This is a genomic window from Nocardioides furvisabuli (genome assembly GCF_021083185.1).
Lineage (GTDB): Bacteria > Actinomycetota > Actinomycetes > Propionibacteriales > Nocardioidaceae > Nocardioides > Nocardioides furvisabuli.
In genome coordinates this window covers 93,906-117,779 of sequence record NZ_JAIGQB010000002.1, presented here as the reverse complement: position 1 = coordinate 117,779, position 23,874 = coordinate 93,906, and the positions used below count along the sequence as shown (strand labels likewise).

Genomic DNA, 23,874 nt, shown 5'->3' with positions numbered 1-23,874 from the left:
ACTGGCCGGCGTACGAGCGGTGCGTGAGGCAGGTTTCGCGGGCTCGGAAGATGTCTGGCTCACCGCTGCCCGGCGGGGCGGCTCCGCCGTGCCACGGGTAGGTTCGCCCCGTGATCGACCTGCGCTCCGACACCCTCACCCGTCCGACCGAGGCGATGCGGGCCGCGATGGCCCGCGCCGAGGTCGGCGACGACGTCTACGGCGAGGACCCGACGGTCACCGCCCTGCAGGAGCGGGTCGCCGGCCTGTTCGGCCACGAGGCCGCACTCTTCACGCCGACGGGGTCGATGGCCAACGTGCTCGCCGTCGCCTCCGTCGTGCAGCCGGGCGAGGAGGTGCTGTGCGAGTCGTCAGCCCACATCGCCCGCGCCGAGCTGGGCGCACACGGCGCGATCAGCGGCATCACGATGCGTACGTGGACCGGTGAGCGCGGCCGCCTCGACCTCGCGGCGATCGACGGCCTCCATGCGCCCGACATGGGGCCGTTCTTCGTGCGCACGGCCGCGGTGTCGGTCGAGAACACGCACAACTTCGCGGGCGGCACGGTCGTCGCGATCGACGACCTGCGCGACCTGCGCACCTGGGCTGACACGACCGGCACGCGGGTGCACCTCGACGGAGCCCGGCTGTGGAACGCCCACGTCGCCACCGGGACGCCGCTCGCGGACTACGGCCGGATCGCCGACGTCCTCGCGGTCTGCCTCTCCAAGGGCCTCGGCGCGCCGGTGGGCTCGCTCATGGTCGGGTCGGCCGACGCGATCGCCCAGGCCCGCGTGCGGCGCAAGCGGATGGGCGGCGGCATGCGCCAGGTCGGCATCCTGGCTGCGGCCGGGGCGTACGCCCTCGAGCACCACGTCGAGCGGCTGGCCGACGACCACGCCCACGCCCGGCTGCTGGGCGAGGCGCTGGGCCTCGACCCGGCCGACGTCGACACCAACATCGTGGTCGTCGACCGGCCCGACGCGGCATCGTTCGTGGCGCGCGCCGGCGAGGAGGGCGTGCGGATCGCGGCGGTCGGTCCCCGCGCCGTACGCCTGGTGACGCACCTCGACGTGTCGCGGGCCGACGCCGAGCGGGCCGCAGTGGTGCTCAGCCGGCTCGTCGCCCGATGACGGTGACCTCGCTGATCGCGGTGTAGTCACGACCGAGGTTGCCGCTGCCCGGCGGCGTGACCGACGTGATGGTCACGGTGAGCGTCGACGTCTCCACCGGCGGCACCTTCATCCGCTGCATCGCCGGCCGCTCCGCGAATGTCTGCTCGACCTCGGTGCCGTCGTCGAAGGTCCACGTGACCGACAGGATGCGACGGTTGTTGGGGTACCAGTCGACGCCCGCGACCTGCTTGGCGTAGCCGTTGATCAGCCCGACGCGGTTGATCACCCCCGGCTCGGCGAGGGTGATGACGACCTGCTGTCCGGTGGCGTCTCCGGCGGTGCGCCACGCCGTGGCCGGGTTGCCGTCAGCCATCTGGGAGGCCTCGTAGGCCACCAGGGTGCCGTCGAGGTCCGTGGTGGCGGGAGCCGTCGCGGGCACCTTGAAGGTCGCGGAGTCCGCGAGGTCGAGGCGCTTGCCGATGCCTCTCGGGACGTCGGAGGCGGAACCGGACGGGTCCTCCTCGGCCGGGGTGGTGGCGCTCGACGCGCCGGTCTCGGGATCGGCCGCGGTGGCGTCGCCGTCGGTGCCGAAGACGCGGATCAGCACCACCGCCAGGACCATCAGCGCGACGGCGAACGCGACCCAGACCGCCCACGCCCACCCGCGCACCGGGTCGTCGGCCGTGGGGTCGTCGACCTCCTCGTAGGGAAGCAGGTCGTCCCGGGGGTCCCACGTGCTGCTGCGCGCCGGACGTTCGTCGGGAGGCGGAGACTTGTCGGGCGGAGGCTCGACGCGCGGGGCCTCGACGGGGCCGGTCGGCGGGACCGGGGTGGGGTCAGCCGCCTGCACCGGAGCGGGGGCCGGGTCGGCCGGGGGCGGGGGAGCAGGCGCCGGGGCACCGATGGGGTGCCCGCAGTTGAGGCAGAACCGGCCCACGCCGAGCTCGGCCCCGCACGCCACGCATCTGTCCACGGCCCCACCCTAGGCGGGCGGATCCACCGCGTCCGCTGGTCTGCGGACGTCGGGACGGCGCGGCCGGGCCTCAGACCGCGATGTGGGGGACCTCGCCCTCGACCGCGCGCCGGGGTGCGAGCTCGACGGTCAGCATCGCGACGAGCACCATCGACCCGCCCAGCAGCAGGCGTGTGGTGACGTCCTCCCCGCCCAGCCAGACGGCGAAGAGCGAGGCGAAGACCGGCTCCATGCTCATGATGATGGCGCTGCGGGTGGGTGGCAGGTGGGCCTGCGCCCAGGTCTGTGCGAGCAGCCCGAGCGCACCGACGACGACGGCCATGTAGGCGACCGAGACCCAGTCGCTCGTGCGGTCGGGGAGCACGATGCCGTCGTGAGCGGTGGCCAGGGTGCAGATCAGCGCGATCACGATGATCTGGAGGATCGTCATGCCGACCGCGTCCTGGGCCGTCGACCACGCGCCGAGCCCCACGATGTGCAGGGCGTAGAGGACCGCGGAGGCCAGCGTGATGAGCTCGCCGTAGCCGATGCTGAAGCCACGCAGGGCCAGCACGCCGAGCCCGATGGTGGCCAGCAGCACGGCGGCCCACGTGACCGGCGGGATCCGGGTGCGCAGGATGGCGGCTGCGAGCAGCGGGGTGAAGACGACGTACAGACCGGTGACGAAGCCGCTGATGCTCGCCGGCGTGTGCGCGAGGCCGGCGGTCTGCAGGATCTGCGCGATGCCGTAGAGCACCCCCAGCACGACGGCGTGACGGCGCACCACCGGCGAGAGCCGACCGACCGCGCGGGGTGCGACGAGCAGCAGCACGACCGCGGCGATGCTGAACCGCACGGCGAGGAAGTCGAGCGTCGGCACCCGGTCGAGGAGGTCCTTGATGAGGAAGAACGTCGAGCCCCAGCAGGCCGCGATGGCCAGCAGTGCGGCCGCCGCGAGCAGGGTCGTACGCCGGGTCTGCTCGTGCTCCACGGAGGAAGGCTAGGACCTCAGATGAGGAACAACGTGATCGTCGAGCCCTTCGGCACCGACTGCCCGGACCCGGGGTCGGAGCTGAACACGAAGCCGAGGCCGAGGTACCCGTCGGCCTCGTCGGTCTCGACGTCGAAGCCGAGCCCCTCGAGCAGCGACGTCGCGGCCTCGACGCCCATCGCCCGCACGCGCGGGACCTCGACGAGCTCGGGGCCCTGGGAGACGACGAAGGAGACGGTGTCGCCGCGGAAGAGGGTGCCGCCGGTGGGGTCCTGGGAGATCACGAAGCCCTCGGGCACGGTGTCGCTGAACTCCTCCCCGGCGACGCTCACCTCGAGACGCCGTGCCTCGAGCGCCTCCCGGGCATCGTCGAACGACTTCCCCGTGAAGTCCCTGACCTCGATCGGCTTGCGGCCGCGGCTGAGCACCAGGTCGACGACTGCACCCGGCTTGAGCGTGGTGCCCGCCTTCGGCGAGGTGCGGATCACCTGCCCCTCCGGCACGGTCTCGCTCCACCTGCCCCGGCTCTCGCCGAAGACCAGGTTGGTCGCGGCGAGCGCGTCCTGTGCCTGGTCCTCGGTGCTTCCCTCGAGGACCGGCACGTCGTAGCGCTCCGGTCCCAGGGAGAGGACGAGCGCGACGGTGCCTCCGCTGAGGACCCGGTCGCCCGGTCCCGGGTCGGTGCCGATCACCAGGCCCGGCGCGACGTTCTCGGAGTAGGCCGGCTCGCCCTCCTCGACCTCCAGCCCGGCTGCTTCGAGCTCCGCTGTCGCGGCGGCCCGGTCCAGGTTCAGCACCGCGGGGGTCGTGGTGTAGCGCGCCCAGCCGAACCAGTAGGCGCCGAGGCCGATGCCGGCCACGAGGAGCAGTGCGAGCAGCAGGAGGACCGGTCCCTTCGCCGAACGGCGCCGCGCCGTCGTCGCGACGGGCGCGACCCTGGACGGAGCCCGTGCCGGTGCAGGGCGCGGAGCGGGAGCAGGAGGCTGCGTGGGCCCAGGAGGGGCGGTGGCGGTCATCGGCTCGGTCACCGGCGCGGCGACAGGGGCAGTGGCGGTCGGCACGAGGTGGCGCTCGAGCGCGGTCGTGCGGTCGGGGCTGCCGTCGTCGACCAGCCCGGAGTCGCGGGGGTCGACCTCGGTCAGCAGCGCGAGCGCGCCGGCGTCGAACGGCTCGGGGGTGGTGTCGTTGCCGACCGGGTCGGCGTCGTCGGCGTCGGGCGTACGCCGGGGGAGCAGGTCCGCGGTGAGCTCGGGGTCGGCGGCCAGGCCCTCGCGCAGTGCCTGCTCGACCCGGTGCAGCTGGTGCAGCAGCACGCCTGCGTCGGCTGCGCGGTGCTCGCGGTCGCGCGAGGTGGCGCGGGCGACGAGCGCGTCGACGTAGTCGGGGATGCCGGGCTGTCCGTCCGAGGGCATCGGCACGTCGTGGTGGACGTGGCGGTAGGCCACCTGGATCGGCGACTCGCCCTCGTGGGGCTTGCTGCCGGTCAGCAGCTCGTAGAGCACGACGCCGGCGGCGTAGACGTCGGCACGCGCGTCGGCCCGGCCGTCGACGACCAGCTCGGGCGCGAGGTAGGAGACCGTGCCGATGAGCACGCCCCCGGTTGCGGTGTGCTGGGTGTCGGCGCTGACGGCCTTGGCCAGTCCGAAGTCGGCGACCTTGACCCGACCACCATGGGCCTCGTCGGCGATGAGCACGTTCTCCGGCTTGACGTCGCGATGGATCAGGCCGGCCCGGTGGGCGGCCGCGAGGGCGGAGACGACCGGCTCGAGCAGCGCCAGCGCCCGGGCCGGCGGCATCGGCGCCTCCTTGCGGATCACGTCGCGCAGGGTGTGCCCGGGGACGTACTCCATGACGAGGAAGACGGTGTCCTGCCCGTCGGAGGTGTCGTCGCCCTGGTCGTAGACGCCCACCACGTGCGGGTGGTTCAGCCGGGCGGCGGCGCGGGCCTCGCGGACGAACCGCTCCGCGAACTCACGGTCGTCGCCGAGGCCGGGGTGCATCACCTTGACCGCGACCGTGCGGTCGAGGCGGGTGTCGGTGGCCTCGTAGACACTGGCCATGCCACCGCGCGCGATGCGGGGGCCGATGCGATAGCGGCTGTCCAGCAGCCGGCCGACCAAGGGGTCGCGGGAGCCGCCGGACGCAGCCGCGCGGGCGTGCTCGGATGGCTCCACTGCTCGACCTCCAGCGCCGGATCGCACAAGCGGACGGGGAAGGATCCGGCCCCCTCATCGTACGGAAGTGCGGGGCGCGGCCACGCGCAGGCACGGGCCCGGGCGTGGCGCGCTCCGCCCGGCCTGCCACGCTCAGGAGGGCGGGCGGCCGTCCTCGAGGCGGCGCTTGATGGCCTCGACGTTGTCGACGTAGGTCCGGGTCTCGTCGTAGAGCCCGTGGCGCTGCACCGCGCCGAGGCCCTGGTAGTAGGCGCCGATCTTGTGCGTACGCCGCTGCGTGTGTGCCGAGAGCACCTTGAGCAGCAGCACGCCGGCCTGCGCGTTGTCGCCGAGCTTGCGCAACCGCAGCGGCCGTCCGGCGTACTGCTCCATCCAGCGCGCGGTCGACGGCAGCACCTGCATGGCACCGATGGCGTTGGCGCTGGAGACCACGCCCGTCTGCCAGCCGGACTCCTGCCACGACACGGCCAGGGCGAGCTGGGGATCGACGCCGTGGCGACGCGCGGCGCCCGCGACCACCCGCCGGACCTTCTCCCGGTCAGCGTCCGGGTGCTGCCACATCGCGGTGCCCCGGCCGCCGTCGCGGCCGCCGCCGTCACGTCCGCCGCCGGTGCGACCCACCACGGGGATCTCGATCCGGTCACCGGCACGCAGCGCCGCGCGGCCGTCGAAGTGGTTGTGGGCGACGATCTCGGCCGTCCACGCGTGGAAGCGCACGGCCAGCCCCGACGCGGTGTCGCCGGGCTGGACGACGTAGGACCGCAGGGTCCGGTCGGCGGGCAGCCGCTCGTGGTCGGCACGGGCCGGTGCCGCGGTCAGCACGGTGGCGAGCGAGGCGGCGAGGACGCCGACGGCCGTGGCGAGCGCGCGGGTCCGGGCTCGGTCACGTCGGGGGTGGTGATGTCGGGGGTGGTGATGTCGGGCGTGGTCTGCTCGGGGCACAGGGTCGCTCCTCGTCCCGTCCGCTGCGCCCGGGGCACGAGGTCCCGGGAGGGAAGCGCGCGAACGAAGCAGTCGACGCTAGCGACCGGCGTACGACGAACGCGAACGGCGGCCGGGCCGGGCGTGTCGCCCGATCCCGGCCGCCGTGGCGGTGTCGCGTGGTGCGGCAGCGGGTCAGCAGGCGCCGTTGAAGGTGCTGAGCTCGAGCTGCGGGGCCTTGATCGACTTCTCGTTGGGCGCGCGCATCGACCAGTAGCGCATCCAGTCCATCTGCATCCGCGCCGGGTCCATCTTCTTGCCACCCTTGGCGCGCAGCTCGAACTTCAGCTGGCGCGGCACCGGGTCCAGCGCGTCGGCGCGGCGCTCGGTGTTGATGACGTGTCCGTCGACGAACCAGGAGATGTGGTCCTGGGCGACCTCGACGGCGTAGGTGTGCCAGCGGTCGTTGCGCAGGTGCCGGCCGAGGAAGCCGCGGTAGGAGCTGTTCGGGAGCGTGTGGACGTAGGACTTGACGGTGTTCGTGCCGAGGGTGAAGTTCTCGATGCCGATGTCGCGCCCACCGCAGTGCTGGTCGCGGGTGCCGCCGGGGACGAGCTCGGTGACGACCTTGAAGGGCTTGCCTCCCTTGACCTTCGACATGGTGCGGGCCCGCATCCGGATCTCCCAGCGGCCGTAGGTGTGGCCCTTGAGGTCGAGCGTCGCGGAGACGCTGCCGCGCCGGGTGCTCATCAGCGTGAGCATGCCGTTCTGGGTGCGGACGACCCCGCGGCCCTTCTTCTTCCAGAAGGCCGGCTTGGGGCCGATGAACTCCTGGCGGAACACGCCGTGCTGGTACCAGCCGAACGTGTTGCCCGCGTGGACCGGTCCCGGGGCACCGTCGTAGTGGTCGGCCGAGGCGGGCGCGACGACGGGGGAGAGCGTCAGGGCGAGCAGGCCCACGAGGGCTGCGGCGAGGGCAGATCGGAGGGGGTGCATCCACGACACGCTACGGATCCGGTGCCGGAAGCGACAACTCCGCCCGCGGTCCGCCGGTGCGCCGCGACTCACCGCCCGCGACCCTCCTCGCCTAGGCTGCGGGCATGAGCGAGCACAGTGAGCCAGGCACCCCGGGCACGAGTGACGTCCCCCTCGCCGAGCGTGACCTGGCCGCCCTCGTGACGGAGTGGCTGGACTGGGGCCAGGTGGCGGCGCTGCTCGGCGTGACGCCGGCCAAGGTCCGCACGATGATCCGCGAGCACGAGCTGGCCGCCGCCGTGCCCCGGCCGGGCGCGGGGCCGTGCGTGCCGGCCGACTTCTTCCAGGACGGGCTGATCGTGAAGGGTTTGCCGGGCCTCCTCACGTTGCTGCACGACCACCGCTTCGACGACCGCGAGTGCATCGCGTGGCTCTTCACCGACGACGACCTCCCGGGGCGTCCGATCGACGCGCTGCGCGAGAACCGCGGCAGCGAGGTCAAGCGGCGCGCGCAGGTGCTGGAGTACTGATGCCTGCCTCGGCCGCACGGCAGCGCTACCGGTGGGTGGTGCTGCTCGCGGCGGCCGCGATCCTGCTGGTGTCGATGTTCATCCCGGCCGACCGGGACGGCACCGACCCCAGCGCGGGCGACGCGCCGTCCTCGTCGAAGCCGTTGCCCCGGCTGGACGACGCGGCCTCCGACGCCCCCACCACCTTCCCGTCCACCGGCTCGGCGAGCGGGCTCCCGCTCGTCCGGCTCGCCGACCTCCCGCCGGAGGCTTCCCGGACGATCGACCTGATCGAGGCTGGTGGGCCGTTCCCCGAGCCCGAGCACGACGGCGGGGTGTTCGGCAACCGCGAGGAGCTCCTTCCCGACCAGCCGAGCGGCTACTACCGCGAGTACACCGTGCCGACGCCCGGCTCGTACGACCGTGGTGCGCGCCGCATCGTCGCAGGCTCGCCCGGCGAGTACTACTGGACCGACGACCACTACGGCTCGTTCTCCCGCGTGGAGGTGGGCTCGTGAGCGGGCTCGCCGCGGTGCTGGCCGGGCGCGTGGCACCCGGGATCCACCGGTGGCACGGCGCGTTCGACGCCGCCGACGTACGCCACAGCGTCGAGCACGCCGGGTGGGGCTTCGCCCACGTCGACGGCTGGACCGGCGCGGACTCCAAGGCCCACTTCCTCGACGCCGTCGGTGAGGCACTCGACTTCCCCGGGCACTACGGCCGCAACTTCGACGCCCTCGCCGACTGCCTGCACGACATCGGCGCCGGTCGCGAGGGGGTCGTGCTGCTCTGGGACGGGTGGGCCACCCTGGCCCGCGCCGACGAGCGGGCCTTCAGCATCGCCCTGAGCGTGCTGGGGTCCCGGGTCAACGACGACCGGGGCGTGCCGTTCACGGTGCTGCTGCGCGGCGAGGGCCCGGTGCTCCCCGGGATCACCAGCCTCGACTGAGGTCCCTCAGCGACTCAGACGGTGCGCTGGGTCGCCGCGGCCGCGAGCTCGGTGAGCACCACGCGGGCCTCGTCGTCGATCTCGGCGGCCTGCAGCGTCTCGACGGCGTGCTCGGCCAGCGAGCCGATCACCGCCTCGACCTGCGCGCGGGCGCCGGAGTCCTCGATGATGGCGCGCAGCTCCTCGACGTCGGTCGCGCCGAGCGGGGTGCCGAGCGCGTCGTCGAGGCGCCGGGCGGCCGCCGGGGGAGCGGCGTCGAGGGCCAGGGCGACGAGCACCGTGCGCTTGCCCTCCACGAGGTCGTCGCCGGCCGGCTTGCCGGTCTCGGCCGGGTCGCCGAAGACGCCGAGCACGTCGTCGCGCAGCTGGAAGGCCTCGCCGAGTGGCAGGCCGAAGCGGCCGAGCTGCTCGAGCTGCGCGGCGGTGGCGCCGGCGAGGCCGGCACCGATGTGGAGGGGGCGCTCGATGCTGTACTTCGCGGACTTGTAGCGCAGCACGGTCATCGCCGTGTCGACGTCCGCGTGGCCGCGGGCCTGGACCGACACGTCGAGGAACTGCCCCGCGATCACCTCGGTGCGGCAGAGCTCGAGGAGCGTCACGCCGGCGGCGACCTCGTCCGCCGCGAAGCCGGAGCCGCGCAGCAGGTCGCCCGACCAGCCGAGCAGCAGGTCGCCGAGCAGGATCGCAGCGGCGGCGCCGTACTGCTCGGGACCTCCTCGCCAGCCGGCCGCGCGGTGCTCGCCCTCGAAGGCGCGGTGCGTCGCCGGACGACCACGCCGGGTGTCGGAGGCGTCCATGAGGTCGTCGTGGACGAGCGCGCTGGCGTGCAGCACCTCCAGCGACGCGCACGCGCGAGCCAGCGCGGCGGCGTCGGCGACGTCGGACCGCACCGCGCGGTAGCCCCAGTGGCAGAAGGCGGCACGGAAGCGCTTGCCGCCGCGCACCGCCGTACGCGCCTCGTCGATCAGGCGGCCGGCGTCGGGGCCCAGCGGCGCGAGCTCGGCGGCGCGTCGGTCGAGGAAGTCATCCAGCACCTGCTGGACCTGGTCGCGGAAGGGTGCGGGATCCCAGGTCGTCACGTCGTGGAGCCTAATCAGTGGACAAGGGCACCAGCGCATCGCGGGGCTCCGTAGGCTTGCGCCCATGAGCGACGGACGGGGCCTGAGCATGCGCGACCTGCTCGCGCGCGGCGAGCGGTCCTTCTCCTTCGAGTTCTTCCCGCCGAAGGACGAGGCCGGTGAGGAGCAGCTCTGGCAGGCCATCACCGACCTCGAGCCCTACGGGCCGACCTTCGTCTCGGTGACCTACGGCGCCGGCGGCACCACACGCGACCGCACCGTCGCCATCACCGAGAGGATCGCGCGCGAGACCAGCATGCTGCCGGTCGCGCACCTGACCTGCGTCGGTCACACGGTCGGGGAGCTCACCACCATCCTCGACGACCTCAGCCGGGCCGGCGTGCACCACGTGATGGCGCTGCGCGGGGACCCGCCGAGCGGTCCCGGGAGCCCCTGGACGCCGACCGAGGGCGGGCTGACCTACGCCAACGAGCTGGTCGCGCTGATCCGCGAGCGGGCCGACATGCGCATCGGGGTGGCGGCCTTCCCCGAGGGCCACGTCGACGCGGTCGACCTCGAGACCGACGCGCGCGTGCTCAAGGCCAAGCACGACGCCGGCGCCGAGTTCGCCGTGACCGACATGGTGCTGCGCGCCTCCGACTACGTCGGCCTGGTCGAGCGGGCGCGAGCGGTGGGCGCCGACCTCCCGATCATCCCCGGCATCATGCCGATCCTGAACCTCCGCTCGATGCAGCGGATGGTGGAGTTCTCCCGCCGCCAGCTGCCCGAGGAGATCACCACCCGGCTCGAGCCGCTCGCCGATGAGCCCGAGCGGCTGCGGGCCGAGGGCATCGCGATCGCGACCGAGCTCTGCCGCGACCTGCTCGAGGCCGGCGCCCCGGGCCTGCACTTCTACACCCTCAACCGGTCGAAGGCGACGCGCGAGATCTTCGCCAACCTGCGCATCACGGTCTGACCCGGCGCCGCCACGGCCCCGGCTACGGTGGCTCGCATGATGACCGTCACCGTCACGGGGACCGGCACCGTCCGCGTCGCGCCCGACAGCGCCGTCGTCCGGCTGTCCGCGGTCGCCCGCGGCGCCGGCGTCGCGGAGGCCTACGACACCATGTCGTCAGCGGCCGGCGCGGTGGTCGAGGTGGCACGGCGCCACACCGAGCAGCGCCGGATCGCCTCCACGGGGATCACGGTGTGGCCCTGGCACGACCACTCCGGCACCCGCCTGGGCTACGAGGCCCGGCACACCTTCGCCGTCGGGTGCGCCGACCTGTCGGCGGCGGGCGCGATGCTCGGCGAGCTCGCGGCCGAGGTCGGCGACGCCCTCGCGGTCGACAGCGTCGGGCTCGAGGTCACCGAGGACCACGGCGCGGGCGACAAGGCGCGCGAGGCGGCGTTCCACGACGCCCGAGACCGTGCGGCGGCCCTCGCCCGGATGGCCGGTGGCGGCCTCGGTGCGGTGCAGACGATCGTCGAGGGCGACGCGACGCAGGGCGGCCCGCAACCGCTTGCCCGGATGGCGATGACCCACGACGCCGGCGCGATCGAGCCGGGCGAGGCGACGGTGACGAGCACCGTCACGGTCGTGTGGGAGCTCGCCCACTGACGGCTCTCGTCAGGCGCGGCCGACCACTGCGGCGACCAGCGCGGCGCTGAGGCCGGCGAAGGGGAGTCCCGACCCGGTGGTCGCGTGCGCGCCGGCGGTGAGCACGCCCGGGATCGGCGTACGCGGCCCGAGCCGGTCGCGCGACGTGCGCGGCCCCTGCCACAGCACGCCCCACGGCGACCCGCCCCACTCCTCGACGAGGTCACGGGGGCTGCGGTCGACGCGCGCGACGACCTGCTTGCGCACGTCGACGCCCTGCCGGGCCAGCGCCAGCAGCACGTCCTCGGCGATGCGGCCGCGCCCCAGCACCGTCCAGGCCGCGGCGCCGTCGGGTGCCCGGCCCCCCGTGCGCACGACCAGCAGCGGGTCGCCGTGCACCACCACCTCGCTCGGCAGGTCCGGGACGTCGCCCGCCAGGCCGACGTGGCAGACCACGGGCGGCATCGCCGGCATCGTGCGCCGGACGTACGACGCCAGGGAGGGCAGGCGGCGCGGGTCGATCGCCACCACGACGTGGTCGGCGTCCAGCTCGCCGTCGGTGGTCCGCACGGCCGCCACCCGACCTTCGCGCACGACGAGGTCGAGTGCCTCGGTGCGGGTCAGGACCGTGACGCCGCGCAGCTCGAGCCGCGCGGCCATCGCGGTGCCGAGCGCGGCCAGGCCGCCCGGGACGGTCCAGGCCCCGAAGCGCTGCTCGAGGTAGGTGTCGACACCGGCGTGCACCGGTGCGTTGCGCGGCTCGTGGCCCGCCATCACCACCCGGTGTCCGGCGACCAGCCGCAACCGCTCGTCGCGGAAGGCCCGGCGCAGCCGCCTGTCCAGCGACTCGCGCCGCCCGAGCAGGTCGATCAGCTCGCGCGGCGCGACGTCGGCGTCGAAGGGCCGCTCGAACCACTCCTTGCGCAGCAGCTCCCACGCCTCGCCGTACGACGCCACGTGGTCGACCCACTGCTGGCCCAGGCCCGGCCCGAGGCCCTCGAAGGCAGCCAGCTGGGCGGCGCGTGACCCGCCGGGCACCCGGACCGACGACCCGTCGCGGAAGCGGTGCTCGCGGACCGGGTCCAGCGGCTGCAGGTCGAGCTCGCGCTCCAGCGGACGGCCCGACTTGCGGAACAGGTCGCGGACCACGGCGGGCAGCAGGGTGCTCGCAGGGCCGGCGTCCCACGTGAAGCCGTCGTGCTCGACCGAGGTCAGGGCACCGCCGAGGTGGTCAGCGCGCTCCAGGAGGATGACGTCGTGGCCCACCTTGGCCAGCCGCGCACCCGCCGCCATGCCGCCGAACCCGCCACCGACCACCACCACGCGCGCCACGGGTGAACCCTAGGCGACCGGCCCTCCGATGGCAGTGCGTGTCGTGCCCGCCTTCCACCGACGCCAGCCGCGGCGGATCAGGCGCGAGAGGAAGAACAGCATCACGAGCCCGAGCAGGAGCAGCACGCCGGCCACGGCGGCCGCCGCCCGCGGGTGCTCGAGCGAGAACCACACCACGGTCAGGACCGCGGCGTCCTCGGTGAGGCTGGCCAGGATGTTGGTCGCGGGCTCGGGCGAGGTGTTGATCGCCAGCCGCCCGCCGGCCTTGGCGAGGTGGCTGAGCAGTGCGGTGCCGCCACCGACGACGCCGAGGACCGCCTGGTCGAGCGACGAGGCCTCGCCGGCCAGCAGCACGCCGATCACGGCGCCCGCGGTGGGGCGGATCGCCGTGGAGATCGCGTCCCAGGTGGAGTCGATGTAGGGGATCTTGTCGGCGATGAACTCCATCGCGTAGAGGAAGCCCGCGACCGCCAGCACGTCCCACCGCCCGAGCGCGTCGGGGATCTCCGCGACCGTGCCGACCCGGTCGGCGATGCCGAGGACGAGGACGACGAGGTAGGCGTTGATGCCGCTCGCCCATCCGCTGGAGAAGGTCAGGGACAGCGCGTCCACGGGTCAGGCACCGTCCTGCGGGCTCGGGTCGGCCTCGACGTCCACCTCGACGGCTCCCGTCATCGTCACGAGCTCGTCGTACGTCGTGGGGAAGACCGCGGCAGGATGGCCCGCCGCAGCCCAGACCACGTCGTGGCGGCGCAGCCACGGGTCGATCCAGGTGCGGACCGGCTCCGGGTGGTCGATGGGGGAGACGCCGCCGATGACCTGTCCGGTGTGGCGGCGCACGAACTCGGGGTCCGCGCGCTTCAGCCGACCGACACCGATCCGCCGCGCGAGCGCCGCGGTGTCGACGCGGTGCGCCCCCGACGTGAGGACCAGGACCGGCTCGCCGCCGGCGTCGAACAGCAGGCTGTTGGCGATGGCGCCCACCTCGCAGCCCAGTGCCGCCGCGGCAAGTGCCGCAGTGTGGGCGCTGTCGGGCAGGATGACCACGTCACCCGTCCCGCCGCGCCGGGTGAGCTCGCCTCGAAATGAGGTGATCGATGTGTGCTCGGTCGACATGACGCGAGCCTAGCGACGACAACCGATGAGCTTCAGGAGTGATGCATGGCGCGCGACGTGCCCCGGTCCGTGACCAACAGCGTGCGAGTGCTGGGCCTGATCGTGGCCACCTCGGGGGTGATCACCCTGCTGACCTGGCTGATGCGCGACGAGGTGATCCTCGGCTGGGCCCAGGGCAACCCGACGGCACAGGAGCTGCTGGCCCAGGGCGGCATCGAGCAGCTGCGCGACGACCCGATCGTGCCAGGCTTCGTGGCGCTGGCGGTGGTGGCGTTCATCGGCTTCGCCCTGCTGGCGGTGGTCCTCGCCTCGTTCTTCCTCGGCGGCCACGCCTGGACCCGTCCGGTGCTCACCGCGACCGCGGGCGTCGGCGTTCTGGTGGGGGCGGTCTGCCTGGACTCCCACCTCCCCACGATCTTCGTGGTGCTGTCGGCGCTGGTCATCCTCGAAGGACTGGTGCTCTCGTTCTTCCTCTGGCAGCGCGAGACCACGGCCTACCTCCGGCGCGCCTGAGCCTCGCCCGCCTGCCGGCTCCACCCGCTCCTTGGGCGATCCCTCGAGCGACTCCTCGCCCGCTCTTGACGCGTTGTCGGTGGGGAGGAGTAACGTTCGGGGTGTTCGAACAGATGTTCGATGCGACCCGGGTGGCGGTGACCTCGACCCCCATCTCCGCCCGGGTCGGCCCCGGGGTCGACGGAGTGCGAGGAGGCGTGATGAGGCAGTACGACCCCGTCGAGGTGCGACGCGGCGAGGAGCAGGACCCCGACCAGTTCCTGTGGCGCGGCCGCCTGTGGAAGGTGCGCTCGGTGCTCGCGCACCGGGTGGAGACAGGCCCGTGGTGGCAGGGCGCGGCCGACGGCGACGGCGCGGCCAGCCACCCGCTGGCCGAGCGGGAGCTGTGGCGGGTGGAGGCCGGACGCGGTGCCTCGCCCGGCCGTCGTGTGCCCGACGAGGAGTCCCCGCCAACCTGCGGCGTGTTCGACCTGTCCTTCGACTGGACCGACGGGCGCTGGCAGCTCGTCGGCTGCCCGGACTGAGGCGTCGACATGGACCACACCCTGAGCCCCCACCTCGTCCCCGCGTCCGCCCACTCCTACCTCCAGCGCTCGGCCACCTCGCTCCACGACGCGATCACCGCGCGCGACGTGCCCACCCGCTATGCCTGCGCCCACGTCGCCGCGCTGTGTGCAGCGGCCGCACTGCTTGCGGCGCGAGCCAAGCCGGCGCCGCGGGGCCGACGGCAGAAGAACGCCTGGGTCCTGCTCGCCGAGGTCGCGCCCGAGCTCACCGAGTGGGCGAGCTTCTTCGCCTCCGGTGCCGCCAAGCGCGCCGCCGCCGAGGCGGGCTCGACCCGTGCCGTCAGCGAGCGCGAGGCCGATGACCTGGTGCGCGACGCCGACCGGTTCCTGGCCGTCATCGAGCAGGCGCTCGGCCTGGTGCCGCACGCCAGCGTGGCGTGAGGTGGCGCCGGCGGCCCGGCAGGTTCGCGGGCCGGCCTCTCGCGCAGCCTGGGGCACCGCAGCCCCGGGAGCCCGGGACGAGCCCGGCCGCGGTGACGCTCCCACTAGGGTTGCCCCCATGCCGCAGCCCTCTGCCAGCTCCTCCGCCAGCGAGCGTCGTCAGTCCGTGCGGACCGGCGTGGTCTGGGACGGTGTGCGCCGCGTGCTCGACGCGCCCGGTGCCTTCCCCGAGCAGCAGGCGCGGATCATCGACGTGGGCGGTGGCACCGGCGGCTTCGCCGTGCCCCTGGCCGAGCTGGGACATGCCGTCCAGGTCATCGACCCCAGTCCCGACGCGCTGGCCTCGCTGGACCGCCGCGCTCGCGAGCGGGGCGTCGCCGATCGGGTCACCGGGCAGCAGGGCGACCTGTCCGACCTGCGCGGGCTCGTCGAGGACGCCGACCTGGTCCTGTGCCACGGCGTGCTCGAGATGGTCGATGATCCCGCGGCGTCGTTGTCCGCGATCGCCGGGGTGCTTCGTCCCGGGGGCCACCTCAGCCTCCTCGTCGCCCAGCGCCACGCCGCCGTCGTGGCCCGCGCGATGGCCGGCCACTTCCAGGCCGCGCGCGAGCTGCTCGACGGCGACCACGCCTCCGCCGGTCGCAGCGGGCACCGCTTCACCCACGACGAGGTCGTCGACCTGCTCGTGGGGGCCGGCATGCAGCCCGCCGCCGTCCAGGCCGTGCGGGTCTTCGCCGACCTCGTCCCCGGGAGCCTTCTCGACCTCGAGCCCGGCGCGTCCGCGGCGCTGGTCGAGCTCGAGCGCGCCGTTGCCACCCGTCCGGAATACCTTCCCCTCGCCGCGCAGCTGCACGTCATCGCCTCTCGCTGAGCGGCCTGCGGCCGGGGGCGCCCGGTGACCGACACCCCGCTGCTGCACGTGGACATGGATGCGTTCTACGCCTCCGTCGCCCTGCGCGAGCGCCCCGACCTCGTGGACCAGCCCGTCGTCGTCGGCGGCAGTGGGCGCGGGGTGGTGCTGGCCGCCAACTACGTCGCCCGCCGCTACGGCGTCCGCTCGGCCCTGCCGATGACCCGCGTACGCCGCCTGTGCCCGCACGTCGTGGTGCTCGCGCCCGACTACGCCACCTTCACGAGCGTCTCGGCCTCGGTCATGGAGACCTTCCGCGAGGTCACGCCCCTGGTGGAGGCGCTGTCGCTCGATGAAGCGTTCCTCGACGTGCGGGGGTCCGCGCGGCGCCTCGGCTCGCCTCGGCAGATCGCCGAGCGGCTGCGCTCGATGATCCACGACGAGCAGGGCATCACCTGCTCGGTCGGCGTCGCGGCGTCGGTGTCGGTGGCGAAGGTCGCCAGCCGCCGCGCGAAGCCTGACGGGATCGTCGTGGTGCCCCCGGCGGAGCTCACGTCCTTCCTCCACCCGCTCGACGTGGGCGAGCTCTACGGCGTGGGCGAGAAGACCCGGGCGCTGCTGCACCGGTTCGGCTTCCTCACTGTCGGCGACGTGGCACACACGCCGCTCGCCACCCTCCAGGCCGCGGTGGGCGCGCACCTCGGGCGCCAGCTCCACCACCTCGCTTGGGGCACCGACCGTGGCGAGCTCACCGTCCGGTCCGGGACCTACGAGCCGGAGCGCTCGATGGGCGCCGACGAGACCTTCGCCCGCGACACCGACGACCGTGAGGTGGTCGTCCGCGAGCTCCTGCGGCTCTCGGCGCGGGTGGCCGGACGGATGCGCTCGGCCCGGGTGGCCGGGCGGACGGTCACCCTCAAGGTCCGCTTCTCCGACTTCACCACCATCACCCGCTCGCGCACGCTGGCCGAGGCCACAGACGTCACCGTCGAGATCCACCGCACTGCGACCCACCTCTACGACGCCCTCGGCCTCCAGCGAGCCCGCCTGCGCCTGGTCGGCGTACGCGTGGAGGGGCTCGTGCCTCGCGCGACGGTCCACCACCAGCTGGCGCTCGGGGAGCCCGAGCGAGGGTGGGCGGAGGCCGACCGCGCGGTCGACCGGGCGACTCGCAGGTTCGGCGCCGCCGCGGTGCGTCCGGCGAGCCTCGTCCGTCGGGACTGACCGCTCGTACGGCGCCGGAGTGACCCCCGACGGACGGTTCGCATGTCCGGGTCAGGGGAATTTCACCATCACGCCTACCGTAGGTGCAGGACCGTGCCTAGACTTGAGGCACGAGGTGAGGAGGAACCGTGGAGCTCTCCGAGGAAGAACTGCGACTGCTCGAGCAGATGGAGCGCGCGCTCGTCGAAGAGGACCCCAAGTTCGCCTCGACCCTGCGCGGCACCTCGTTCCAGCGCGCCGCCCGTCGCCGCATGGTGCTCGGTGGCGGCATCCTCCTCGTGGGCGTCGGCGCGCTCATAGGGGCCGTGCTCCTCGGTGACAACCCGCTGGTCCGCACCGGTCTGGGCGTCCTCGGCTTCGTCGTGATGCTCGGTGGCGCGATCCTCGCGCTGACCTCGTCGCGCCATCCCGGCCAGTCAGCACCGAAGGTGCGCGCCTCGGGCAAGTCCGGCTTCGGCGTCGTCGACGGCGGTCGTCAGCACCGCCCGGGTCGTGCGGGCCGCCAGCGCTCCAGCGCTCCGTTCATGGAGCGCATGGAGGAGCGGTGGCGCCGTCGCCGCGAGCGCGGCGTCTGAGACTCGCCGACCGGGCGGTTCCTCGCGCCGGAGCTCGCTGACCGGGCCGTTCGTGGCGCAGATCCGCGCCGACCGGGCAGTTCCTCGGTGCTGGACCCACTGACCGGGCGGTTCCTTCGCGTCCGTAGGCCGAGCCCTGGAGTACGAGGACGTGCCCGCTCGGCACCTCCCCGCGCGAGGAAGTGCCCGCTCGGCACCTCCCAGCGCGAGCAAGTGCCCGCTCGGCACCTCCCAGCGCGAGGAAGTGCCCCCTCAGCCGACGAGCTGGTCGACCGTCCGGCCGGTCTCGTGGTCCGGGGTCTGGGTCCGAGCCACCCCGGAACGGCTGCGCGGGCGCCAGGTGCTGCGTCGGCCGACGACCGAGGCCGGCCACCACGAGGCACGACGGACCTCGCGCGGCGTGACGCCGGCGACCAGCGCCTGCTCCACCAGCTCCGCGTCGTGGGCGTGCTGGGCGGCGGTGAAGGACTCCGGGTCGCGGGCGTAGCGGCTGCGCTCGAGCGCGACGACGAGCCGGTCGAGGGCTTGCGCCGCGTCAGGCGCCTGCTCACGGCCGCGTCGTGGACGGTCCGGCCGGTCGCGACCCACCGCGGGGGTGGCGAGGAGTCCCCCCAGCCAGTCACCGACGCGCCGGGGTGAGCGGCCCACGGGCCAGTCGTGGCCGAGGTCGCGGGTGACGGCGCGCAGCTCGACCCAGAGGTCCTCGACGTCACCGGCGAGCCGGCGGCGACGGCGGGCGTCGCGCACCAGTCGCGGGGTCAGCAGCACCAGGGCCAGCAGGGCGAGGCCCAGCGCGGACGCGATGATCGGCACCCACGGGATCGAGGTGGTGTCCGCGTCGGACGCGCCCGTGTCGGCGCTGGGCTCGTCGCCGCGCTCGGGGAGCAGCTCGGTGGAGCGGCTCGCGCTGGGGCTGGGGCTCTCGGTGACGGCCTCGAACTCGGCTGCGGTGTAGGCGGGCGGCTCGCTGGCGCGTGCCTGCGGCGTGGGCTCGAAGCGCACCCAGCCCGACCCGGGGAAGTAGAGCTCCGGCCACGCGTGCAGGTCGTGGGAGGAGAACTCCCACGCGCCGTTGGTCGACCTGTCCGGAGCCAGGAAGCCGACCGCAACGCGGCTCGGGATGCCGATGACGCGCGCCATGATGGCCATCGAGGCGGCGAACTGCTCGCAGTAGCCGACCCGGTCGTCGAGGAGGAACGCCCGCAGGTCCGCCCCGCCGCTGCCGGCCGACTCGGCCTGCGCGACGTCGTATCGGAAGCCGCCGTCTTCGCGGAACCACTGCTGCAGCAGCTGGGCCTTCTGGAAGCGGGTCTGGCCGTCCGCGGTCACGGTCGCGGCCAGGCGCTCGATCTCGTTGTTGAGCGACGACGGCACGTCGGTGAAGGTGCCGGCCACGCTGCCGGCTCCCGACACGGCGTCATTCATCGCCTGGGCGTCGTAGTCGAGCTGGACGCCCGTGAAGTCGTAGGTGCGGTCGGCGGTCGTGACCTCGTCGCGCGCACCGATGAAGTCGCGTGTGTTGACGTCGTAGCGCCAGTCGGTTCCGGCCGCGATGCGGCTCACCTGCGCGGTGGTCGGCAGCCAGGTGGACTCGAAGTCCGGCCCGATGCGGACGTCGTACTTGTGCTCCTTGCGCGCCACGGCCGGGCTCACCCCGTCCAGGGGCGGGAGGGCGCCGGTGGCGGTCTGGGTGTCGGGGATCTCACGGTCGCCCGGGGTCCACGACTCGCCGTTGAAGCGGGTCAGCACCGAGAGGCGCAGGTAGGTCGGCCGCGGTCCGGCGGTGGTCACCCAGAGCAGGGGGATGTCCCGGCCACGGCTCAGGTCGCGGCGCAGGTCCACCATCGGGTCCTGCACCTCGACCTCGCGGGTGCCGGGGCCGTTGCCGTCGAAGACGCTCATGCTCATCGTGGGCACGGCCGCCGGCACGACCACGGCCAGCGCGATCGCGGCGGCCCCCAGGGCGATGGCGGTGTTGCCGATCGCACCGGTGCGGACCGAGAAGGACGACCGGTCCGCCTCGGGCGAGCGTCCCCAGCTGGTGACGTGGTCGCTGTGCTGGAGGAAGACGAGGGTGAGGAAGAGGGCCGCGACAGCGGCGAAGAGCCACCACGAGACGGCCTCGCCGGTGACCGCCACCGGGAGGGTGTACGCCGCCAGCAGCACGAGTCCGGCCACCGGTGCGCGGCGCAGGGTGCAGGCGATGACGTCGACGAGGAGCACGACGAGCGTGCCGCCGATCAGCAGCAGCGGGTGCACCGGCGGCACGCCGAGCTGCACGGGTGCGGCATAGCTGCGCGAGCTCTCCAGCGCACCGTCGAGGGCGAGGAGGAAGGCGTCGACGTTGGCGGGCGTGGGCAGGGGCGAGCCCGTGGTGGTGCCGAGGACGAGCAGCGCGCCGAGCACGACCTGCGCGGCGACGATCGCCGCAGCGGGGAGTCGCGCCCAGCGGGCGAGGGCTCCGCCTCCGGACAGGACGACGCCGATCATCAGCAGCGGGATGCCGACGCGCGCGAAGCCGGCGGTCAGCACGCTCCACGAGAGCACCGTGACCCACGCGGCGAGGAGGGCGATCCCCGCGATCCGGAGCTGGTGCGGCAGCGTGCTCCACGACGACCTCATCGGGCGGCTCCTGCCGGTGCGACGGCACGGCTCTGCATCATCCCGAGCTCCTGCCACGAGGTGTCGAGGCGGTCGCGCGGGCCGAGGGTGACCGAGCGCCACCCGCTGGCGGTGAGGTGGGTGGTCGCGCCGACGCCGGGATGCACGGGCAGGTGGGGCGCCCAGGCGTCGACGTCGAGGGCGATGGCCAGGCTCGACGACGCGTGGTGCTGGAGCCGGCGGAGGAATGGTAGGTCGCGCTCACCGAGGCCACCGAAGACCCCGATCGTGAGGCCCCCGTGGCCGGGTTCGGCGAGCCACTGGGTGTCGGGAGCGGGGGAGTGGTCGAGCTGCACGACGGCCAGCGCCTCCAGCAGCGGGATGGTGCTGGCCTCGGCGGTCTGGGAGTGCCACTGCGTCTCGCGGCTGTCGCCGGACGCGGTGACCAGGCGGACGGTGTAGCCGTGGTGGGCCAGGTGGACCGCGATCGAGGCGGCGGCGGACACGGCCCCCTCCAGCGAGCTCGCCGCGCCCTGCCCGCGGTGCGAGGTGCCGCGGTTGTCGAGGAACACCGTCGCGCGTGACTGCCAGGGCTGCTCCTCGCGGCGCACCATCAGCTCACCGGTGCGCGCCGAGCTGCGCCAGTGCACGCGCCGCAGGTCGTCGCCGCGCCGGTACTCGCGGACGGTGACGTCCTCGGCGCTGCCGGTGGCGAAGGCACGCGGACGGTTGTCGCCCGAGCCCGTCCAGGCGCCGCCCATGGGGATGCTCGGCAGCGGTATCGTCCGCGGGGTGACGGTGAGGCGGGTGGTGGCGTGGAACGTGCGCCCGAGCTCGACGAGCCCGAACGGGTCGGTCACCCGCACCGACATCGGACCGATGTCGAACTGGCCGCGCAGCTCCGAGCGGACCTGGTAGGTCGCGTGGCGGCGCCACCCGTGGCCCAGGCCCTCGAGCACGAAGCGCGGTCGGGTGCCCAGGACGTAGGGGAGCCGCTCCTCCAGCAGCAGCACGCCTGTGGGGGTGCGCGACTCGTTGGCGACGGTGAGCTCGACGGTCGCGGGCTGGCCGGCGACGACGAGCTGGGGGGAGACCGTGCGGACCAGCGCGAGGCGGTAGCGCGAGCGCCCGACCCACCACGCGGTCAGCAGCGGCAGGACGGCGACCAGGACGCCGATGCGGACGACCGAGGAGTGGCCGACCACGATGGCCGCCACGATCGTGGCGGTGCCGGCGGCCAGGAACGCCCGTCCGCGGACGGTCAGGGCAGCGAGCGCCTCACGCACGGCTGGGGGCGTCGGGGACGGGGACCGACTCGATGATCCCCGACAGGATCGCCGCAGTGGTGCGCCCGCTCATCGTCGCCTCGACGTTGGGCAGGAGGCGGTGTGCGAGCACCGGCGAGGTGATCCCGTGGATGTCGTCGGGCAGGACGTAGTCGCGGCCCTGCGTCGCCGCGACCGCCTTGGCGGCGCGCACCAGGTGGAGCGTGGCGCGCGGTGAGGCGCCGAGGTGGAGGTCGTTGCTCGTGCGGGTCGCGGTGGTCAGCGCGACGGCGTAGCGGTGGACGGCCGAGGAGACGTGGACCCGGCCGACGATCTCGATCACCTTGCGCAGCTCGCCGGAGTCGGTCACCGGCTCGAGGTCGTCGAGCGGATTGTGGGCGGTGTGGCCCTCGAGCATCGCGATCTCGGCGGCCTCGACGGGGTAACCGACCGAGACCCGCGCCATGAAGCGGTCGCGCTGGGCCTCGGGAAGGGCGTAGGTGCCCTCCATCTCGATGGGGTTCTGGGTGGCGATGACCATGAACGGCTTCTCGAGCGTGTAGGTCGCGTTGTCGACGGTGACCTGTCGCTCCTCCATCGCCTCGAGCAGCGCGGACTGCGTCTTGGGGGAGGCGCGGTTGATCTCGTCGCCGACCACGATGTTGGCGAACACGCCGCCGGGGCGGAACTCGAACTCGCGGGTGTCCTGGTTGAAGACCGAGACGCCGGTGACGTCGGAGGGCAGCAGGTCCGGGGTGAACTGGATGCGTCGCACCGAGCAGTCGATGCTGCGCGCCAGCGCCTTGCTCAGCTGGGTCTTGCCCACGCCCGGGACGTCCTCGATGAGCAGGTGACCCTCGGCGAGCAGGACCACCAGGGCGGCGTTGACGACGTCGGGCTTGCCCGCGATCACGCGCTCGATGTTCTGGCGTACGGCGCCGGTCACCCGGCGCACTGTGTCCAGGTCAGGCGCCTGCCCGGTTGCCCCAGTGGTCACGTCGTGCCATCCCCTCGTTCGGTCGCCACCACGGTATGTGGTGCGCGCAACATACTCGTCCACAGCGACGGCACGCGGGGCTGAAAGCCGCTTTCCCCACTTCCCACCACCCGGTGCGCCCACCTTCCCCCACCGGCGCTCCACCGGAGCCGTCCGGAGGCCCGGAACCGACCGATCTGAGCGTGGAACCGCCGTGCCGCGCGCTCCGCGCCGGGAGTCGTACGCCGACCGCCCGCCGCAGCGACGAGGCGGGAGATCTCCGAAATTCCCGTGTGGGACACGCTCGATCTGGTTGACGGTGGAGCGAAGTGGAGTACTGTGGTGCGAAGTGGGGGACAGGGTCGATCTGCCCGCCGAGCAAGGGGAGGTGCCGGATGTTCTTCGGCACCTACACGCCCAAGCTCGACGAGAAGGGCCGGCTCTTCCTCCCGGCGAAGTTCAGGGACGAGCTGACGGAGGGACTCGTGGTGACCAGGGGACAGGAGCGCTGCCTCACCGTCTGGTCGCTGGAGGACTTCGGCCGGCTCACCGATCGGCTCCGCGAGGCGCCGGTCACGCAGAAGAACACCCGCGACTACGTCCGCATGCTGTTCGCCGCCGCCAGCCAGGAGGTGCCGGACAAGCAGGGACGCATCAACATCCCGGCTCCCCTGCGGGAGTACGCCTCGCTCCGCAAGGAGTGCGTCGTCATCGGGTCGATGAACCGGATCGAGATCTGGGACCCGACCGCGTGGGCGACCTACTCCGAGGAGCAGGAGCAGAAGTTCTCCGAGCTCAGCGACGAGGTCTTCCCCGGCATCTGAGCGACACCGACACCCGCAGCACCGCACCTCCAACTCCACAGCTGACGTCGCGACCCGTATCACCAGGTCTCGAGCCCGCTCCCTCGCGTGGCCATCTGGGGCACTTCCCCGGCACCAGAGGGCCTCCCCAGAGCAGGGAGCGGGCAGGGACCTGGTGCGGCGGCTCGCCCCGTGCCACACCGCGGGGAGTGTCAGCCGCACCGCCAACTCCGCCAGCACCCGTCAGCCAGCACGCACCAGCACCACCGAGCACCAGTGGGGTCGAGACCATGAGCAGCACCCAGCCCTTGGGACGCACCGCGGCGACGCCGCTGCGGGTGCGCGACCAGGCGCGCGAGGCAGCTGCCCTGATCGCCTTCTCGGCGGCCACGGCCTCCTGCCTCGCGGTGGCCCTCCTGCTGCTCACCCGCCTGGGCTCGCAGGGCTGA

Annotated in this window: 26 protein-coding genes; 14 read left to right on the top strand and 12 right to left on the bottom strand. The window is 73.6% G+C overall.

Features of this window, described 5'->3' with window-relative positions; translation table 11 throughout:
• Positions 1–110: 110 nt before the first annotated feature.
• Positions 111–1,112, top strand: coding sequence for a threonine aldolase family protein (locus K4G59_RS03740; RefSeq protein WP_231249402.1), 1,002 nt, complete (start codon positions 111–113; stop codon positions 1,110–1,112).
• On the opposite strand, the gene K4G59_RS03735 is transcribed toward K4G59_RS03740, so the two are convergent.
• The 5 genes from K4G59_RS03735 to K4G59_RS03715 all read right to left on the bottom strand — a co-directional run bounded on the left by K4G59_RS03735 (position 1,090) and on the right by K4G59_RS03715 (position 7,128).
• On the bottom strand, positions 1,090–2,067 hold the full coding sequence (locus K4G59_RS03735) for an NADase-type glycan-binding domain-containing protein (protein WP_231249400.1): 978 nt from the start codon (positions 2,065–2,067) through the stop codon (positions 1,090–1,092). The genes K4G59_RS03740 and K4G59_RS03735 overlap by 23 nt on opposite strands.
• 70 nt (positions 2,068–2,137) lie before the next feature.
• Complete coding sequence (locus K4G59_RS03730) at positions 2,138–3,037, bottom strand: DMT family transporter (RefSeq protein WP_231249399.1); 900 nt, start codon at positions 3,035–3,037, stop codon at positions 2,138–2,140.
• A gap of 17 nt (positions 3,038–3,054) precedes the next feature.
• On the bottom strand, positions 3,055–5,211 hold the full coding sequence (locus K4G59_RS03725) for a Stk1 family PASTA domain-containing Ser/Thr kinase (RefSeq protein ID WP_231249397.1): 2,157 nt from the start codon (positions 5,209–5,211) through the stop codon (positions 3,055–3,057).
• Positions 5,212–5,343: 132 nt separating this feature from the next.
• Positions 5,344–6,153 carry a lytic transglycosylase domain-containing protein gene (locus K4G59_RS03720; RefSeq protein WP_231249396.1) on the bottom strand — a complete coding sequence of 270 codons (810 nt, stop codon included), beginning with the start codon at positions 6,151–6,153 and terminating at the stop codon, positions 5,344–5,346.
• Positions 6,154–6,327: 174 nt separating this feature from the next.
• Complete coding sequence (locus K4G59_RS03715) at positions 6,328–7,128, bottom strand: glycoside hydrolase family 16 protein (protein WP_231249395.1); 801 nt, start codon at positions 7,126–7,128, stop codon at positions 6,328–6,330.
• A gap of 104 nt (positions 7,129–7,232) precedes the next feature.
• Here K4G59_RS03715 and K4G59_RS03710 point away from each other — a divergent pair, with 104 nt between their 5' ends.
• Genes K4G59_RS03710 through K4G59_RS03700 form a run of 3 tightly spaced genes read left to right on the top strand, consistent with a single transcriptional unit; the run spans position 7,233 to position 8,565 of the window.
• The gene (locus K4G59_RS03710; RefSeq protein ID WP_231249394.1) at positions 7,233–7,637 is read left to right on the top strand and encodes an Rv2175c family DNA-binding protein; all 405 of its coding nucleotides are present in this window, start codon (positions 7,233–7,235) and stop codon (positions 7,635–7,637) included.
• Positions 7,637–8,134 (top strand): guanyl-specific ribonuclease, encoded by a 498-nt coding sequence (locus K4G59_RS03705; protein WP_231249385.1) that lies wholly within the window; start codon positions 7,637–7,639, stop codon positions 8,132–8,134. The genes K4G59_RS03710 and K4G59_RS03705 overlap by 1 nt, the downstream gene beginning before the upstream one ends.
• Positions 8,131–8,565, top strand: coding sequence for a barstar family protein (locus tag K4G59_RS03700; RefSeq protein WP_231249384.1), 435 nt, complete (start codon positions 8,131–8,133; stop codon positions 8,563–8,565). Before K4G59_RS03705 ends, K4G59_RS03700 begins: the two co-directional genes overlap by 4 nt.
• Positions 8,566–8,579: 14 nt before the next feature.
• On the opposite strand, the gene K4G59_RS03695 is transcribed toward K4G59_RS03700, so the two are convergent.
• A complete protein-coding gene (locus tag K4G59_RS03695) occupies positions 8,580–9,644 on the bottom strand; it encodes a polyprenyl synthetase family protein (protein ID WP_231249382.1) in 1,065 nt (354 codons plus the stop codon).
• A gap of 64 nt (positions 9,645–9,708) precedes the next feature.
• On the opposite strand from K4G59_RS03695, the gene metF reads away from it, so the two are divergent.
• A complete protein-coding gene (gene metF / locus K4G59_RS03690; protein ID WP_231249381.1) occupies positions 9,709–10,599 on the top strand; it encodes a methylenetetrahydrofolate reductase [NAD(P)H] in 891 nt (296 codons plus the stop codon).
• 36 nt (positions 10,600–10,635) lie between these two features.
• Positions 10,636–11,244, top strand: coding sequence for an SIMPL domain-containing protein (locus K4G59_RS03685; RefSeq protein ID WP_231249379.1), 609 nt, complete (start codon positions 10,636–10,638; stop codon positions 11,242–11,244).
• A 9-nt stretch (positions 11,245–11,253) separates the two neighbouring features.
• On the opposite strand, the gene K4G59_RS03680 is transcribed toward K4G59_RS03685, so the two are convergent.
• The 3 genes from K4G59_RS03680 to K4G59_RS03670 are packed head-to-tail and all read right to left on the bottom strand — an operon-like array spanning position 11,254 to position 13,671.
• Entirely contained in the window at positions 11,254–12,555 is a 1,302-nt protein-coding gene (locus tag K4G59_RS03680; RefSeq protein WP_231249378.1) for a phytoene desaturase family protein, read from the bottom strand.
• A gap of 9 nt (positions 12,556–12,564) precedes the next feature.
• Positions 12,565–13,167, bottom strand: a complete 603-nt coding sequence (locus K4G59_RS03675; RefSeq protein ID WP_231249376.1) for a DUF4126 domain-containing protein — start codon at positions 13,165–13,167, stop codon at positions 12,565–12,567.
• A 3-nt stretch (positions 13,168–13,170) separates the two neighbouring features.
• Entirely contained in the window at positions 13,171–13,671 is a 501-nt protein-coding gene (locus K4G59_RS03670; RefSeq protein WP_231249374.1) for a YbaK/EbsC family protein, read from the bottom strand.
• A 45-nt stretch (positions 13,672–13,716) separates the two neighbouring features.
• On the opposite strand from K4G59_RS03670, the gene K4G59_RS03665 reads away from it, so the two are divergent.
• The 6 genes from K4G59_RS03665 (at position 13,717) to K4G59_RS03640 (ending at position 17,780) form a co-directional block, all read left to right on the top strand.
• On the top strand, positions 13,717–14,184 hold the full coding sequence (locus K4G59_RS03665; protein ID WP_231249373.1) for a hypothetical protein: 468 nt from the start codon (positions 13,717–13,719) through the stop codon (positions 14,182–14,184).
• Between the two features lie 200 nt (positions 14,185–14,384).
• Positions 14,385–14,708, top strand: coding sequence for a DUF6504 family protein (locus K4G59_RS03660; protein ID WP_231249372.1), 324 nt, complete (start codon positions 14,385–14,387; stop codon positions 14,706–14,708).
• Between the two features lie 9 nt (positions 14,709–14,717).
• A complete protein-coding gene (locus K4G59_RS03655; protein ID WP_224278269.1) occupies positions 14,718–15,131 on the top strand; it encodes an SAV_6107 family HEPN domain-containing protein in 414 nt (137 codons plus the stop codon).
• 118 nt (positions 15,132–15,249) lie between these two features.
• Entirely contained in the window at positions 15,250–16,002 is a 753-nt protein-coding gene (locus K4G59_RS03650) for a class I SAM-dependent methyltransferase (protein ID WP_231249370.1), read from the top strand.
• A 24-nt stretch (positions 16,003–16,026) separates the two neighbouring features.
• Positions 16,027–17,205 (top strand): DNA polymerase IV, encoded by a 1,179-nt coding sequence (gene dinB, locus K4G59_RS03645; RefSeq protein ID WP_231249369.1) that lies wholly within the window; start codon positions 16,027–16,029, stop codon positions 17,203–17,205.
• 128 nt (positions 17,206–17,333) lie between these two features.
• The gene (locus K4G59_RS03640; RefSeq protein ID WP_231249361.1) at positions 17,334–17,780 is read left to right on the top strand and encodes an SCO2097 family morphological protein; all 447 of its coding nucleotides are present in this window, start codon (positions 17,334–17,336) and stop codon (positions 17,778–17,780) included.
• A gap of 252 nt (positions 17,781–18,032) precedes the next feature.
• Here K4G59_RS03640 and K4G59_RS03635 read toward each other — a convergent pair whose 3' ends face one another.
• Genes K4G59_RS03635 through K4G59_RS03625 form a run of 3 tightly spaced genes read right to left on the bottom strand, consistent with a single transcriptional unit; the run spans position 18,033 to position 22,643 of the window.
• Positions 18,033–20,402, bottom strand: a complete 2,370-nt coding sequence (locus K4G59_RS03635; RefSeq protein WP_231249360.1) for a transglutaminase TgpA family protein — start codon at positions 20,400–20,402, stop codon at positions 18,033–18,035.
• Positions 20,399–21,667, bottom strand: coding sequence for a DUF58 domain-containing protein (locus K4G59_RS03630; protein WP_231249359.1), 1,269 nt, complete (start codon positions 21,665–21,667; stop codon positions 20,399–20,401). The genes K4G59_RS03635 and K4G59_RS03630 overlap by 4 nt, the downstream gene beginning before the upstream one ends.
• Complete coding sequence (locus K4G59_RS03625) at positions 21,660–22,643, bottom strand: AAA family ATPase (protein WP_231249357.1); 984 nt, start codon at positions 22,641–22,643, stop codon at positions 21,660–21,662. Before K4G59_RS03625 ends, K4G59_RS03630 begins: the two co-directional genes overlap by 8 nt.
• A gap of 374 nt (positions 22,644–23,017) precedes the next feature.
• Between K4G59_RS03625 and mraZ the strand changes: the two genes are divergently transcribed.
• Positions 23,018–23,446, top strand: a complete 429-nt coding sequence (gene mraZ, locus K4G59_RS03620) for a division/cell wall cluster transcriptional repressor MraZ (RefSeq protein WP_056607086.1) — start codon at positions 23,018–23,020, stop codon at positions 23,444–23,446.
• Positions 23,447–23,715: 269 nt separating this feature from the next.
• On the top strand, positions 23,716–23,874 hold the full coding sequence (locus K4G59_RS03615) for a hypothetical protein (RefSeq protein WP_231249356.1): 159 nt from the start codon (positions 23,716–23,718) through the stop codon (positions 23,872–23,874).